Annotated in this window: 12 protein-coding genes; 2 read left to right on the top strand and 10 right to left on the bottom strand. The window is 68.2% G+C overall.

The window, feature by feature from the left end; translation table 11 throughout:
- Positions 1-27 precede the first annotated feature (27 nt).
- From BLU20_RS03275 to BLU20_RS03230, 10 genes are all read right to left on the bottom strand, one after another.
- Positions 28-1,464 (bottom strand): amino acid permease, encoded by a 1,437-nt coding sequence (locus BLU20_RS03275; RefSeq protein ID WP_083371584.1) that lies wholly within the window; start codon positions 1,462-1,464, stop codon positions 28-30.
- Between the two features lie 75 nt (positions 1,465-1,539).
- Positions 1,540-2,724 carry an ABC transporter permease gene (locus BLU20_RS03270; protein ID WP_172828995.1) on the bottom strand — a complete coding sequence of 395 codons (1,185 nt, stop codon included), beginning with the start codon at positions 2,722-2,724 and terminating at the stop codon, positions 1,540-1,542.
- Between the two features lie 32 nt (positions 2,725-2,756).
- Positions 2,757-3,437: an ABC transporter ATP-binding protein gene (locus BLU20_RS03265; protein ID WP_083371582.1), complete on the bottom strand. Its 681-nt coding sequence runs from the start codon at positions 3,435-3,437 to the stop codon at positions 2,757-2,759.
- On the bottom strand, positions 3,434-4,663 hold the full coding sequence (locus BLU20_RS03260) for a peptidoglycan-binding protein (RefSeq protein WP_083371581.1): 1,230 nt from the start codon (positions 4,661-4,663) through the stop codon (positions 3,434-3,436). Before BLU20_RS03260 ends, BLU20_RS03265 begins: the two co-directional genes overlap by 4 nt.
- A 62-nt stretch (positions 4,664-4,725) precedes the next feature.
- Entirely contained in the window at positions 4,726-5,490 is a 765-nt protein-coding gene (locus BLU20_RS03255; RefSeq protein WP_157270281.1) for a hypothetical protein, read from the bottom strand.
- Positions 5,491-6,053: 563 nt separating this feature from the next.
- Positions 6,054-7,142 carry a DUF475 domain-containing protein gene (locus BLU20_RS03250; RefSeq protein WP_083371579.1) on the bottom strand — a complete coding sequence of 363 codons (1,089 nt, stop codon included), beginning with the start codon at positions 7,140-7,142 and terminating at the stop codon, positions 6,054-6,056.
- 69 nt (positions 7,143-7,211) lie between these two features.
- Positions 7,212-8,267 (bottom strand): LacI family DNA-binding transcriptional regulator, encoded by a 1,056-nt coding sequence (locus tag BLU20_RS03245; RefSeq protein WP_083371578.1) that lies wholly within the window; start codon positions 8,265-8,267, stop codon positions 7,212-7,214.
- Positions 8,268-8,270: 3 nt separating this feature from the next.
- Positions 8,271-9,176: a carbohydrate ABC transporter permease gene (locus BLU20_RS03240; RefSeq protein ID WP_029254098.1), complete on the bottom strand. Its 906-nt coding sequence runs from the start codon at positions 9,174-9,176 to the stop codon at positions 8,271-8,273.
- 1 nt (position 9,177) lies between these two features.
- Complete coding sequence (locus BLU20_RS03235; protein WP_083371577.1) at positions 9,178-10,137, bottom strand: carbohydrate ABC transporter permease; 960 nt, start codon at positions 10,135-10,137, stop codon at positions 9,178-9,180.
- A gap of 66 nt (positions 10,138-10,203) precedes the next feature.
- Positions 10,204-11,529, bottom strand: coding sequence for an ABC transporter substrate-binding protein (locus BLU20_RS03230; RefSeq protein WP_083371576.1), 1,326 nt, complete (start codon positions 11,527-11,529; stop codon positions 10,204-10,206).
- 211 nt (positions 11,530-11,740) lie between these two features.
- Here BLU20_RS03230 and BLU20_RS03225 point away from each other — a divergent pair, with 211 nt between their 5' ends.
- Both BLU20_RS03225 and BLU20_RS03220 read left to right on the top strand, forming a co-directional pair.
- A complete protein-coding gene (locus BLU20_RS03225) occupies positions 11,741-13,804 on the top strand; it encodes a beta-galactosidase (protein WP_083371575.1) in 2,064 nt (687 codons plus the stop codon).
- 78 nt (positions 13,805-13,882) lie between these two features.
- Entirely contained in the window at positions 13,883-15,160 is a 1,278-nt protein-coding gene (locus BLU20_RS03220; RefSeq protein ID WP_083371574.1) for an NAD(P)/FAD-dependent oxidoreductase, read from the top strand.
- Positions 15,161-15,199 lie beyond the last annotated feature (39 nt).

The raw sequence follows: 15,199 nt of genomic DNA, 5'->3' as shown, positions 1-15,199 counted from the left end.
ATCTTACTGAGGCAAGGCTTGCCTAGCCTAGGCCGCATGTCGCTCTGACGAGGAGCGCCACCGCTCCCGTGCGAAGAAGATCGCCGCGATCACCACGGTCAGCCCGGCGGCCGAGAGCACCTGAGCGCGCGCGACGTCGTCGGTCAGCATCAGCAGGACGAGCCCGCCGAGCGCGGCGAGCGTGAACCACGTCAGCCCCGGGTAGCCCCACATCCTCAGCTTCATCGGCTGCCCCGACTCGCGCGCCGCCGCCTCGATGCGGGGACGCAGCCGCAGCTGGGAGACCGCGATGAAGATCCAGATCACCAGCAGCGCGGCGCCCACCGCGTTGAGCAAGATCTCGAGGAGCGCCTCGGGCAGCAGGTAGTTGAGGAACACGGACACGAACCCGAAGAACACGCTCAGCAGCACCGCCGTCCACGGCACCTCGGTGCGCGAGACACGTCCCATGACGGCGGGCGCGTCACCACGTCCTGCGAGCGAGAACATCATCCGCGACGTCGCGTAGATGTTGGCGTTGAAGGCGCTGAGCAGCGCGACGACCACCACGACCTCCATCACGCGGCTCGCGTTCTCCAACCCGGCCACGTCGAGAACGGCGACGAACGGACTCTCCAGCAGAGCCGGCGAGTTCCACGGCAGCACCGTCACCATGATCGCGATCGACCCGACGTAAAAGAACAGGATGCGCCAGACGATCGTGTTGGTGGCCTTCGCGACGGCCTTCTGCGGGTCACGCGCCTCGGCCGCGGCGATCGTGACGATCTCGATCCCGCCGAACGCGAAGACGACCACGAGCAGCGCCGACGCGATCCCCTGGATCCCCATCGGGGCGAAACCGCCGTACCCCAGCAGGTACTCCGTCCCCACCGGCTCGGTCCCGGGCAGGAGCCCGAAGACCAGCAGCACGCCGACCACCAGGAACGCGACGATCGCCGCCACCTTGATGAAGGCGAACCAGAACTCCATCTCCCCGAAGTTGCGTACGCCGGCGAGATTCACGACGGCGAACACCACCACGATCGCGGCGCCGAACACCCATGCGGGGACGCCCGGGAGCCAGCGCTCCATGATCTGCGAGGCCCCGGTGATCTCGGCGCCTAGCACCATGATGAGCATGAACCAGTACAGCCAGCCCATCGTGAACCCGGCCCAGCGCCCCAGCGCAGTCTCGGCATAGACCGAGAACGAGCCCGACGCCGGGACGGCCGTCGCCATCTCCGCGAGCATCCGCATCAGCAGGATCACGAGCCCGCCCGCGATCATGTAGCTAATCAGCACCGCGGGGCCCGCGGTGTGGATCCCGACCCCGCTGCCGAGGAAGAGGCCGGCCCCGATGGCGGACCCGAGGCCCATCATCGTCAGGTGCCGGGTGCGCAGACCCTTCGCGAGCGGCGCGCCCTCCGAGGGCACACCTGAAGAAGGCTCGGGGGCTGCGGAACCGCTGGAAACGTCGTCGGGCATGGGACGACGTTATGCGCCCTCCACGGCATGTGCCGCATCGCGGCGACTCACCCGGGGCATCCACCTCATCGTCAGTCAGTCCGCGCGCAACGCGATCGCCGGACTGATGCGTGCAGCGCGCACGGATGGATAGACAGACGCCACGACCCCCGCCGCGAGCCCAAGAAGCGGGCCGCTCGCCATGTGCAGTGGATCGAGCACGGGGTCCCAACCGTTCAGGATCGACGTCACCACGACCACAGACGACGCGAACCCCGAGCCGACCAAGCCTCCAAGCCCGCCGACGACCGCCCCTTCCATCACAAAGAGGCCGGCGATCGTCACCGGTGAGGACCCCAACGCCCGCCTCAGCCCGATCTCTGACGTCCTCGCTGCCACCGAGACGATCATGGAGTTGGCGACCAGGAGGACCGCCAGTGCCAGCAGGATGCTCCCGATCCAGGCCGCGAGCCGATCGAGCTGCGTCGACACCCCGTTCCGCAAGGACGAGAGCGAGACCACCGCCGACGGCTCCAGCCGCGCCGGGTCATCCGGACGGATAGCGGTCGCGATCACGCCGGCGACCTGCGCGCCACCCCCGGGAAGAGTCCGAACAAGCATCCGGGCGTCGGCGTCACTGCGCGCCGATGCCACGGCTTGCGCATACGGAATGACGACCGCCTGGTCGAGCGCTGCCGGACCGTCCGGTTCGACCTCCCCCACGATGTCGTAGGGAACGGCGTTGATCCAGACGCGGAGCCCCGACGTCGGGCCGTCGAGAGGAACCCCGAGGTCTCGGGCAGCACCAGGTCCGAGGAAGGCGACCTGAGCCGTCGGACGATCCAGCCAGAACGTGTACGTCTCGTCATCCACCGCATGCGCAGCGTCGAGATATCCCGAGGTTGCTCCGACGACGAGAATCCCCGGAGTGGGGACCGCCCCGGCGTGCCCGCTCCTCGCGACCGCCGTGGGGTACACCTCAGAGAGGTCGAGACGGCGGCCGGCTGACGCGACCAGGTCGACAGCCTCCGCCCGGTCGTCCGCGTCATCGGGGAAGACGGACGTGTCGAGCGCTCCGTCAGCCAGTGATTCGACACGAACCTCGACGACATCCAGTGTTGCGGCAGCAATATCCGCTCCGACCTGCGCCGCAGCGGTCACTGCGATGCCCAGTGAGGCGATGAGCGCACCCGTGCTGAGTGCGACTGCTCCGACGACGAGCAGCGCTCTCACCTTGCGCACCGAGAGTTCCACCACGACGTCGTCGACGAGGTCCCGCACAGAGGGTCTCCGCCGACGTCCCTCCGGCCCCATCATCTCCGCGTCCCGTCAGAGCGGATGTACCCGTCATCCAGCTCAACCCGGTGATCCGCCCACGCTGCTGCGTGAACATCGTGGGTGATCATCAGGACAGCGACGCCGGTCGCAGCCTGCTCCGCGAAGAGGTCGAGGACTGCGGCACCGTTCTCGACGTCGAGGTTTCCGGTCGGTTCGTCGGCGAGCAAGACCTGAGGCCGTGTGATGACCGCCCGTGCCACGGCAAGCCGCTGCTTCTCACCGCCGGAGAGGAGACGCCCTGGAGACTCGGATCGATGCGAGAGGCCTACTCTGGCGAGCGCTTCCTCCACAAGAGATGCCCGCTGCGACCGCGCAACACCCGCGAGTGCGAGCCGTAGCCAGAGGTTCTCCGCCGCGGTTCGATGTCCAAGGACGTGGGAATCCTGGAACACGAACCCGAGCGACGAGGCCCGGAACCGATCTCGCGCCGCACCGGAAAGCGTCTGGGTATCCCGGCCGAGCAGCCGATACACGCCGGAGGTCGGCTCGTCGAGCATCCCCAGAATGTTCAGCAAGGTCGACTTCCCTGACCCGGACCGGCCGACGATGGCCAGCGACTCGCCCTCGTGCGCGACAAGCGACACACCTCGCAGTGCTTCGACCGGAGGGTCCATGGCGTAGGTCCGAGTGATCGCCGCGAGCTCGATGACGGTCATGCGTCACGGTCGGGATTCCCCGAGACAACCACCGTGTCTCCGGGGTCGACGCCTCGAACGACCGCATATCCGTGTCCTGTCGCAACGACGTCGACAGGAATCTGCTGCCCGTCAGGGCTGAGGACGTACGAGCCCTCAGGCCCCTCCCGCAGTGCCAGCAGCGGAACAGCGGGGCCATCGGCGAGAGGCTCGGTCTCCTCCACCGGCTCGAGGACCATCGTGTCTCCCTCGTCGAACGGCAGGTCTTGAGCGTCGAACCGGATCGACACGTCATGGCCCGAGATGTTCGGAATCGTCTCGGAATCTGGATCACGAAACTCGCTCACGTCCGACACGACGCCGTCGATCGCCGCAGACGTGTCGGTGACGGAGTACACGGTGACGGATGCGCCCACGGGAAACGCATCGACCGCGCCGACAGGAACCCTCGCCGTGACAGCTGGCATGCCGGTACGGACTCTGAGGTAGGAGGCTCCGTCGCTCAGGAGGGTCCCGACCGAAGCAACCGAGAGCACCGTGGCGGCATCGGCGAGCTGAGCAATCTCTGATCTCGGCAAGGGCGTTCCGGCTGCCTCGCGCGCGTCACTGAGTGCAACGCGCGCGGCAGCCACATCAACGGTCGATGGGCCGCCCGGAGTCTCGTCGCCAGCTTCCGTCGACCTTTCCCCGTCCTGCTCGCCAGACGGTGCTGCAGGGGCCTGGCTGAGATCCGCCTCGGCTGCCTCGACGGCGGCAAGGGCGTCAGGACCAGGCGACGGAGCGGGATACCCCGCGGCAGCGTAGAGCCGATCGACGGCGGCCGAGGTCTGCCCGCCGTACTTGCCGTCCACAGCGCCGTCGTAGTGCCCCAACGTCGCAAGCACGTCCTGGACGACTCTCACGTCCGCACCTTCAGCCCCAGGAGCCAAGTCCCGGTAGAGCATGAAGGGCAGCGCGAGCGCGATGACGGGCCGACCTGAGATCTCGGCAATCACCGATCCTGACGTCACATCATCGCCGGGCTCGAGCAGCTGTGAGGTGACGACGGGCAGGGCCGCATCTCCCGTCGTCGTCAGCTCCGACGTCGTCCCAGCGAGGTAGCGCCCCTCCACGACGGGTGCGTCGGCGGTCAACTCGCGTTCTTCCACCGTCGCCGTCACGAGCGGTTGCCTCTCGGCGTTGGCAGCCGCATCCCGCCACGGAGAGTCGACGAAGACTCCGGCGACAAATGCCGCGACGATCGCCACGACGGCCGAGACGACAACTGCCCAGATCCAACGGGCACGACCGCGCGTCCGGGCCAGCCGGGTCACGGCAGTTCTGTCACTTCAGGGTGGGCTGCGAGGAACTCCTTGGCATCCTCCCGGACGGCATCGAGCCTGTTGCCGGACTCGACCACCTCGGCCGCATACTCCTCAAGGATCGGCGCCTGTGCTGCCGCCCACACATCTGCCAGCTTTTGCGTGGTCCCACGCTCGATCTTGCACTCCACAGAGGCGATCGCGAGGGAGATCTGCTCCTCGTTGATGACGTGATTGTCCGCCCCCTGAGGCCAGCCGGCGACGGACGTGTGCTGGCCGATACTGCGCTCTTCGTAGCATTCGTAGAGATCGTCAAGAATCGGAGCAACTGCGGACGAGCCCGGATCAAGAGCATCCCGGTTCAGCGCATCAAGTTCTGCGAACCAGGGACCCGTGGCCGGCGGCGCAAACTCACTTGCAGCTGTGCCGCACTCGTCGACCACCGCCCACTCATCTTCCGTCAGACGAGAGTTCGCTTCACCCACTGCGGCGTAGTCGAACCTGCTCGGCTCTCCATAGTCCGCGGACACGTAGCCGTTGGCACGGAGGTCTGCGTCGGGAGCAGGCTCGACGAAACCGAACTTCTGGGCCTGGTCCAGTGTCCACGGTCCGAGAAAGGACTCCGAGCGATAGATGTCCTGCTCCACGTACGCTGGTGCGACGAACTCGACCCCCGCATCCCGCGCACAGACTGCCCGTGCCGCTGCCTGAGCCGCTCGGAAGAGGTTCCCGTCCTCGACATCTGCTGTGTAGCGATCGAATGGCAGGTTCACCGCACCCGTGGCGGGGTCTAGTTCCGCAACCGTCGGAATATCGGTCGGTGGCGCAGACGCTGAACTACATGCCGCGAGAAGACTCACGACGAGCACAGTCGCCGCACATCGGCCAGCCTGGCTTCTCAGCATCTAACGCTCCCTGCTTGACGTGTGAAGAAACAGGCTCGACATCAGAAGGCGGACGCGGCGTTGCAAATGGGTGTGTTCCACACCGTCCCGCTGTACGCCGCAACCGAATACTTGACACCCCAGCGCGGACTGTCATTGCTGTTCGGCCAGAGGCACGCCGCCCCCTTGCTGCAACGAGCTGCTGACGCGACTCCCGCACCCATCCCGAGAAGGAACAGCGCTCCCACGACCGGCGTCGCGACCGTCCAAAGTTGCCGCGTCCACCCTGCCCTCCGAATCACTGCACCACTCCCCCCAAGACGTATGAGGCGTGCGTCGGGTGACCACGCCTCACCCGCGCAAGCAGGCGCATTCCAATAATCCGCAAGGCAAGGCAAGGGAAAAGTACCGAATGTGGACAATCAGCGCAAGGGGTGCTTTCCTGACTCCGCCTACGGCTCGTCCGAGGTCGCCGCGCGCTCGCGCCGATTAGCTCGGATCGACGCAGTCCACGCGCTCACGATCAGCACGAGACCGGCCAGCCCGATCACGACGTCGGGGATGTCGAACCGCAGTGTCAGCAGGAGCAGGGTCGCGAGGGTGCCGATCGCCCAGTGCGCGCCGTGCTCCAGGTACCGGTACTCGGCGAGCGTCCCCTGCCGGACGAGGTAGACCGTCATCGACCGGACGAACAGTGCCCCGACGCCGAGGCCCAGGGCGATGATGAGCGGGTCGGGGGTGATCGCGAACGCCCCGATGACGCCGTCGAACGAGAACGTCGCGTCGAGCACCTCGAGGAACATGAACATCGAGAACGCCGCCTTGCCCGCGAGCGCCACGGTCCCACCGGCCGAGCGTTCGGCGGCGTCGAGCTTCTCGGCGCGACGCTCCTCCTGGGCCTCCATGACGGTCGCGATCCCGTTGACGGCCAGGTAGGTCACCAGGCCCGCTAGGCCGGCGAAGAGGACCCTGCCAGCATCCTCGGGCTCGGCGAGGAACCGCGACGTCAGCATCAGGGCGAGACCCGCGAGGATCACGGGCAGCGTGCCGAGGTGCCCGGCCTTCTGCAGCGGCCGCTCCACCCAGCTGAGCCACGTGATCCTGCGCTCAGGGTCGAAGATGAACTCGAGGAACAGCATGAGCAGGAAGATCCCGCCGAACGCCGCGATCGTCGGGTGCGCCTCGTTGAGGATGTACCCGTAGGTGCCGGGCTCGGTCGGGTCCCCCTTCTCGAGCGCGAGGGTGAACGCCTCCGACGGCGAGATGCCGCCCGTGAGGCTCACGATCACGAACGGGAAGATCAGCCGCATGCCGAAGACGGCGATGAGGATGCCGACGGTGAGGAACATCTTCTGCCAGAACTCGTTCATCCGGCCCAGGTACTTCGCGTTCACCGCCGCGTTGTCGAACGAGAACACGATCTCGACGACGATCAGGATCGCGGTGAGCGAGACGGCGGCCCAGCCGTCGTACCAGAACGCGATCGCCAGCGCGGCGACGAGCACCACGATGTCGATGCGGAAGAACTTCAGGGTGCCCACGGCGGGCCTCTCCAGACGGGGACGACGGAAGGCGCGACGACGGCGGGCGCCCCGACGAGTGTAGGACCGCTACGCGGACGCTCGCCGGACCAGGGAGGTGGGGAGGGTGACGGCCGCGGGCTCCTGTCCGTCGATGACCTCGAGGAGGAGCCGCACCATCTCGGAGCTGATACGGGCGAACGGTTGCCGCATGGTCGTCAGTGGCGGATGGAGGGCGGCAGCGACACCGGAGTCGTCGAACCCTCCCACGGCGACGTCCTCAGGAACTCGGCGACCAGCGGCCTGGAGCGCGACCAACGCACCGGCCGCCATCAGGTCGGACGCCACGAAGACCGCGTCAAGATCTGGTCTCCGCCCGAGGAGCTCCACCATGGCATGCCGGCCCGACTCGCGGGAGTAGTCCCCGTGCGCGACGAGCTCGGGGTCGAAGGAGTCGCCGAGCACGTCGCGGTACCCGTCGAACCGCAGCTGTCCTCCCGGGGTGTCGAGCGGGCCGGTGATCGTCGCGACGCGACGTCGACCCGTCGCGACGAGGTGCTCGGTCATCTTCCGACCACCGCCTGCGTCGTCGGCCGCGACGAACCCGATCTCACGCTCGTGCCCCAGAGGCACCCCGCAGGCGACGGTCGGGATGCCCTGGCGGATCAGGTCCGTGAGGATCGGGTTGCCCTGGTGAGAGCTGATCAGCAGGACACCGTCGACGTGCCCGGCGGCGACGTATGCGCTGATCCGACGACGTTCCTCAGCCGTCCCGGCGACCATCAGCAGCAGCGGCATCTCGCGTTTCGCGAGCTCTTCCGCGGCCCCGCGCAGGAGGATCGAGAAGTTGGGGTCGTCGAAGAGCAGGTGCTGGGGTTCGGTGAGCAGGAACGCCACCGAGTTCGCGCGGCCCGTCACCAACGAGCGGGCGTGCTGGTTCGCCTGGTACCCGGTCGTCCGGATGGCCTCCTCCACGGCGGAGAGAGCGTCGGGCGAGACCCAGTGACCACCGTTGATCACCCGGGAGACCGTGCCTCGGGAGACCCCGGCGGCCGCCGCGACGTCGCGGATCGTCGGCCGTCGCCGGTCCGCCCGTCCCGGGCGCGATTCTGCTCCCTCGTCCACGAGTCGTGAGTCTACGGACATCTCTCAGGCCTTGACCGCACCGGCCGCAAGATCGACCTGCCAGTACCGCTGCAACGTCAGGAACAGGGCGATGAGCGGGATGATCGAGAGCAGGGCACCGGTGATGACGAGCGTGTAGAGCGCGGGCTGCGAGGCGCCCTGGTTGAGGAGCCCGGAGAGACCGACGGTGAGCGGGTAGAGCTTGTCGTCCCCGAGCATGATGTAGGGGAGCATGAAGTTGTTCCAGATCGCGACGAACTGGAACAGAAACACGGTGACGAGCCCGGGCAGCATCATCGGGAGTGCGAGGGTGCGGAAGATCCGACCCTCACCGGCGCCGTCCGTGCGTCCGGCCTCGACGATCTCGTCCGGAACCGACGCGGCCGCGTAGATCCGGGCGAGGTAGATCCCGTACGGGCTGATGATCTGCGGCAGGAGGACGGCCCAGTAGGTGTTGGTCATGCCGATCTGCGCGAGCAGCAGGTACTGCGGGATCGCGAGAACCACACCCGGCACGAGCACGCCGGCGAGCAGCATGTTGAAGATCGCCTTCTTGCCGCCGAACCGGTACTTGGCGAGACCGAACCCGGCCATCGCCGAGACGACGGTGGACAGCAGCGCTCCGACGCCCGCGTACAGCGCGGTGTTCGCCATCCAGCGCCAGAAGAGCCCGTCGCGATAGGCGTTCAGGTCGCTCACGTTCTCGAGGAGATGTGTCGACGGTGCGAACGTGAAGGTCGAGAACAGCTCCCCACCCGACTTGGTCGACGCCACGACGACCCACAGGACGGGGAGGAGGCAGTAGGCGGCGCCCAGCAGGAGCACGAGCGTGGCGAGCACGCTCGCGGGCTCTCCGCCGCGGCGTCGTGGGAGCGTGCGGGGCGCAGAGGCAGTGGCCGCCGACGGCGGCGCGGGGGCGAGGATGCTCATGTCACTTCTCCTGACCGAAGGCACGGCTCTGCACGAGGTGCAGGAACCCGAACGAGAGTGCGAACGTCGCGACGGCGATGATCACGGAGGTGGCGGCGGCAGAGTAGAGATCGCCACGGATGAACGCGTCGCGGTAGACCTTCATCAGTGGTGTCCACGTGCTGGAGATCGTGTTGCTCAACGGCTTGAGCGTCGTCGGCTCGGCGAAGACCTGGAGCGTCGCGATCATCGAGAAGACGAAGGTCATGATGATCGACGGCGTGACGATCGGGATCTTGATCCGCCAGGCGATCCGGGTCTCCGAGCACCCGTCGAGGCGTGCGGCCTCGTAGAGCTCGGTCGGGATCGACTTGAGCGACGTGTAGATGACGACCATGTTGAACCCGACACCGCCCCACACGGCGATGTTGGCGACCGCGAAGATCACGAGGTTCGAGCTGAAGAGCGACGGAACGTCCCATCCGAGCCGGTCGAACACGTAGTAGAACGGGCTGACGTCGGGCAGATAGATAAAGCCCCAGAGCAACGAGGAGATCACCGCCGGGACGGCGTAGGGCAGAAAGATCGAGATCCGCGAGAAGCCCCGTGCGCGACTCCGGCGCGAGTCGAGCATCAGCGCGAAGATCAACGCGAGACCCAGCATGGTCGGGACGACGATGACGCCGTACAGGGCGACGCGCCCGACGGACGCGAGAAACTCGGGGTCCGTGAGCGCCTGCGCGTAGTTGGTGAAGCCGGTCCAGACCTGCGTGCGCGCCCCGGATCCGAGTCCGAGGCCGGAGACCTGCTCGGTCCGAAAGCTCAGGTAGACCGCGTAGGCGATGGGCAGCGCGAGAAAGACCACGAAGAGCACGATCGCCGGGGCCAGGAAGAAGTAGGGCGCGGTACGTCGCCCGTCACGGCCGGCGGTCGTCCGCCGGCTGGTCGCCGCAGTGGTCGGCGCGTCTTGTGTCGCAGTCACGTCACGTCTCCTCGGTATGCGTGGAAGATGGCGGCTCGCCCGGTGCCCCGGGCGAGCCGCCCGTCGTCACTCGGTGACGTTGAACCCGGACGACTCGAGGTCGTCGAAGGTCACGGACTGCATGGACTCCACAGCCTGCAAGAACTCCGACTGCGACCGCGCCTCGGCGGCCCGCCCGAACTCGTCGTTGTAGGCCGAGTACGCGACGTTCACGTTCGGTCCGTACGTGAAGCTGCCGGCGGTCTGTGCGATCTCGCCGGCCAGCTCGTAGAAGTCGGGCTGGTTGGAGAAGAACTCGGGCGGGGCCGAGAGCGCGCCCGCTTGCGCGGGTGTGTACGCCGGGTAGATCCCTGCCTCGGAGACGAGTGCGTCGACGGCCTCCTGCGACGTGTTGAGCCAGGAGATGAACTCGGCCGCCTGCGCCGGGTGCTCGGACTGGGTGGTCACGGCCACGGCCGATCCGCCCCAGTTGCCCGTGGCCGGTGCCGCGGAGTCCCACTGCGGCATCGGAGCCATCTCCCAGAGCCCGGCCGTGTCCGGGGCGTTCCCCTGCAGGACGCCCGGCGCCCAGACCGCCGAGAGCCAGCCGATCTGGGAACCGTCGTTCAGCGCGGCGTTCCACTCCGGGGTGTACATCGGCTTGTTGTCGATCACACCCTCCTCGACGAGGCCGCCCCAGTACTCGGCGACGCGGCGGGTCGGCTCGGAGTCGATCGACACGCTCCACGCGTCTCCGTCGATCCCCCACCACGACGCACCGGCCTGCTGCGCGAGCCCGGTGAACCAGCCGGCGTCCGTCGCGGAGAACGTCCCGAGGTACTTCTCCGGGTCGGCCTCCTGCACCGCCCGCGCGACGTCTGCGTACTCGTCCCACGTCGTCGGGACGTCGAGCCCCAGCTCCTCGAAGACGTCGGCCCGGTAGTAGAACTCCATCGGCCCCGAGTCCTGCGGGACGGCATAGACGGCGTCGGACCCCAGCGTCACGGCGTTCCAGACGCCCTCCGGGAAGCCCTCGGCGATGCTCGGGTCGACGTCGCCGGCGATGTCGGCGAGCGCGTCGGACGAGACGAGCGTGGGGATCTTCTGGTACTCGGCCTGCATGATGTCCGGTGCACCGCTGCCGGCCTGGATGGCGGTGAGCAGCTTGGTGACAGCAGGGTCGCCGCCGTCCTGCTTGTTCACCGTGACCTGGATGTCAGGGTTCTCGTCGTTCCAGATCTCGACGACGTTCTCCATGTTCGGAGCCCACGTCCAGAACGTCAGGTCCACGGGACCGGCCGCGCTCTGGTCGTCCTCCCCCGTCGTCGACGCCTCGCCGCCCGAGCAGGCGGTTGCCAGCAGTGCCGTCACCGCGATCGTCGAAGCGAGCTTGAAGCCTGTGTGCAGGCGCATGAATCCTCCTCGTCAAGGAACCGCCGCTCCGTCGCGACGGCATGTGCACCACAACGACCGGGTGTCCCTGCGGCTGTGCACTTCAACTGTGCACGGTCACAGTAGTTGCATCATGTGCGCTCTTGTCAAGACCATGTTTCGTCGTGTTACCTAGTTGCAGCACAGGTCGCCGACCTGGGAACGTGCACAGAGTTGTGAGCAAGGAGCACCCATGACCAGCCCCAACCCGCCCGCCGTCCGCCGCACCGTCGGGCCCGCGTACGACGGATGGCTGCCCGGGATCGACCGCATCAGCTTCGGAGGTGACTACAACCCCGAGCAGTGGCCCGAGGAGCTCTGGGAGGAGGACGTCGCGCTGATGCACGACGCCGGGGTGAACCTCGTCAGCGTCGGGATCTTCAGCTGGGCACTGATCGAGCCCCGCGAGGGCGAGTTCGAGTTCGGCTGGCTCGACCGACTCCTCGACCTCCTGCACGCGCACGGAATCCACGTCGCCCTGGGAACCCCGACGGCGTCACCGCCCGCCTGGTTCTTCCACACCTACCCGGACGCGCGGGTCGTCACCGCGGACGGGACGACGCTGGGCTTCGGCTCACGCGGGATGGTCTCGCCGAGCTCCCCCGCCTACCGTCGGGCCGCCACCCGGATCGCGACCGCGCTCGCGGAGCGGTACGGCGACCACCCGGCGCTCGCGCTCTGGCACGTGCACAACGAGTACGGCGCTCCGGTGTCCGCCGACCACTCACCCGCGAGCGCCAGGGCGTTCCGCACGTGGTTGGCCGAGCGGTACGGGTCGCTCGACGAGCTCAACGCCGCCTGGGGCACACGGTTCTGGGGCCAGGTCTACGGCGAGTGGGAGCACGTCGGCGTGCCCGCCGCCACGCCGTCGGTGGCGAACCCGGCCCAGAAGCTCGACTTCGCCCGCTTCACCAACGACGCCCTCCTGGCCTGCTTCGTCGCGGAACGCGACGCCATCCGGGAGCACTCCTCCGTACCCGTGACGACGAACTTCATGGCGGGCGAGTGCCCGTCGACCGACCTGTGGGCGTGGGCCCGCGAGGTCGACGTCGTCTCCAACGACCACTATCTGACGGCGTCCGACCCACGGAACCACGTCGGGCTGGCCCTCGCCGCGGACCTGACGCGCTCCGTCGCCGGAGGCAAACCCTGGCTCCTGCTGGAGCACTCGACGTCGGGCGTGAACTGGCAGCCGCGCAACGTGGCGAAGCGACCGGGAGAGATGGCCCGGAACTCGCTGTCCCACCTCGCTCGCGGCGCCGACGCGGTGATGTTCTTCCAGTGGCGAGCCTCGCGATCGGGCGCGGAGAAGTTCCACTCCGCGATGCTCCCGCACGCCGGCACCACCAGCCGGGTCTGGCGAGAGGTCGTCGAGCTCGGCGCGACCGTCGAGGCGCTGCAGGAGGTGCGCGGCTCGCGAGTGCACGCCGACGTGGCGATCCTCTGGGACCCCGAGTCCTTCTGGGCGCAGGACCTCGAGTGGCGCCCCTCGGTGGACGTCCGCCACCGCGAGCGCGTCGACGCGTTCTACGACCGGTTCTGGCGGGACGGGGTCACCGTCGACTTCGCCCACCCCGAGCAGGACCTGTCCGGATACCGCCTGGTGGTGGCACCCGCGTCATACCTGTTGACGGCCACGAGCGCGGCGAACCTGACCTCGTTCGTCGAGCACGGCGGGACACTTCTCGTGTCCTACTTCTCCGGCGTCGTCGACGCGAACGACGCCGTCCACGCTGGCGGGTTCGGCGCGCCCCTGCGCACGGTGCTCGGTGCGCGCGTCGACGAGTTCTGCCCGCTGCGCGAGGGGGACGTCCAGCACGTCTCCCTGGACGGATCCGTCTTCCCCGGATCCGGCTCGCTCGTGGCCGACGTCTGGGCGGACGATCTCGCCGTCGACGGGGCTCAGGTCGTCGGCACCTACACCGACGGTCCCGTGGCGGGCGGTCCCGCGATCACGCGGAACCGCTTCGGTGCAGGGACGGGCTGGTACCTGTCCACACGGCTCGACGTCGACGCCCTCGGCACGATTCTCGACCCCGTCTACGCCGACGCGGGTATCGCCCGCTCGGGCCTGCCCGACGAGCTGGAGGTCGTCCACCGCCGGCATGACGACGTCGAGTACTTGATCGCGATCAACCACGCGGACCAGGAGCACCGGCTCACCGTGGTCGGCGCGGACCTGGTGAGCGGCGAGCGTGCGGACGGCGCGGCAGAGGTGGCGGCCGGGGCCGTCCGGGTGTTCCGGGTCGACGACTGAGCGCGGGCATCCTGCGCGTCGACCCGGCGCGGGCCATAGCGTGTTCCCAGCACGCCGTCCACAGCCCCGAGGAGCACCGTGAGCGACCAGTCCGCACTCCCGCACGTCGTCGTGGTCGGCGGCGGGTTCGCCGGGATCTCCGCCGTCAAGGCCCTGGCCGACGCCCCCGTCCGCATCACCCTGGTCGACCGACGGGTGTACAACACGTTCAACCCGCTGCTCTACCAGGTGGCCACCGGCGGCCTGAACCCGGGGAACGTCACCTACTTCCTGCGGTCGCTGCGCATCAAGCAGCCGAACGTCCGGGTGCTGCACGAGCACCTCGTCGGACTCGACGCCGAGGCTCGTCGCATCCGCCTGCTGAACGACGAGTGGATCGACTACGACTACCTCGTGCTCGCCAACGGGGTCACCACGCACTACTTCGGCACTCCGGGAGCGAAGGAGCACGCGTTCGCGATGTACTCGCGGTCCCAGGCGCTGAAGATCCGCGACACGCTCTTCGTCCGGCTCGAGAAGTCGGCCTCGACGCCCACACGCGACGACGGGCTGCGGGTCGTGGTCGTCGGCGGCGGCTCGACCGGCGTCGAGGTCGCGGGGGCGCTCGCAGAGCTCCGGGACCAGGGGCTCCGGCCCGCCTACCCGGAGATCGACGGCGAGGCGTTCTCCGTCACCATCGTCCAGCGGGGCGAGGAGGTTCTGAAGAACTTCCATCCCAGGCTCCGTCGGTACGCGGCCGAACAGCTGCGACGTCGCGACGTCGGACTGCACCTCGGGCCGGGCGTCGCCGAGGTCCACCCCGACTCGGTCGAGCTCACAGACGGCACGGTCATCCCGTCCGACCTCACGATCTGGGCCACGGGCGTCAGCCCTCACGCCGAGGTCGACGCCTGGGACCTGCCCCGCGGGCGGGCCGGGCGGATCAGCGTCGGCGCCGACCTGCGGGTCGAGGGCCACGACCGGATCTTCGCCGCCGGCGACATCGCCGCGACCCCCGAGGAGCTCCCGCAGCTCGCCCAGCCCGCCATTCAGGGCGGCTCCCTCGCGGGCAAGAACGTCGCCGCCCTCGTCGCCGGTGGCACGACGGCGGACCTGAAGTACCTGGACAAGGGCACCATGGCCATCATCGGCCGCCGCGCCGCCATCGCCCAGGTGTTCGACCGCGCCGACTTCACTGGCGGGTTCGCCTGGCTGCTCTGGCTGTTCGTGCACATCATGAGCCTCATCGGCTCCCGCAACCGGCTCACGACGTTCACCGGGCTCGTGGTCCGCTACGGGTTCCCGTTCTACCGCAGGCCGGTGCCGATCGTCGGTGACGTGCCGTCGATGCGGCCGAAGAAGCCCGACGAGGGCTGAGCTCGTCGAAACCCGGTCTCGACAGGCTCGACCACCGAC

The organism is Paraoerskovia marina (genome assembly GCF_900105445.1).
Taxonomy (GTDB): domain Bacteria; phylum Actinomycetota; class Actinomycetes; order Actinomycetales; family Cellulomonadaceae; genus Paraoerskovia; species Paraoerskovia marina.
Note: the sequence above shows the minus strand (reverse complement) of the source record. Positions and strands in the feature narration are given on the sequence as shown.

Coding starts and splice junctions, on each gene's coding strand:
- BLU20_RS03230 (WP_083371576.1), bottom strand. CDS start 11,529: ATGCGCCTGCACACAGGCTTCAAGCTCGCTTCGACGATCGCGGTGACG.
- BLU20_RS03265 (WP_083371582.1), bottom strand. CDS start 3,437: ATGACCGTCATCGAGCTCGCGGCGATCACTCGGACCTACGCCATGGAC.
- BLU20_RS03240 (WP_029254098.1), bottom strand. CDS start 9,176: ATGAGCATCCTCGCCCCCGCGCCGCCGTCGGCGGCCACTGCCTCTGCG.
- BLU20_RS03245 (WP_083371578.1), bottom strand. CDS start 8,267: ATGTCCGTAGACTCACGACTCGTGGACGAGGGAGCAGAATCGCGCCCG.
- BLU20_RS03275 (WP_083371584.1), bottom strand. CDS start 1,464: ATGCCCGACGACGTTTCCAGCGGTTCCGCAGCCCCCGAGCCTTCTTCA.
- BLU20_RS03225 (WP_083371575.1), top strand. CDS start 11,741: ATGACCAGCCCCAACCCGCCCGCCGTCCGCCGCACCGTCGGGCCCGCG.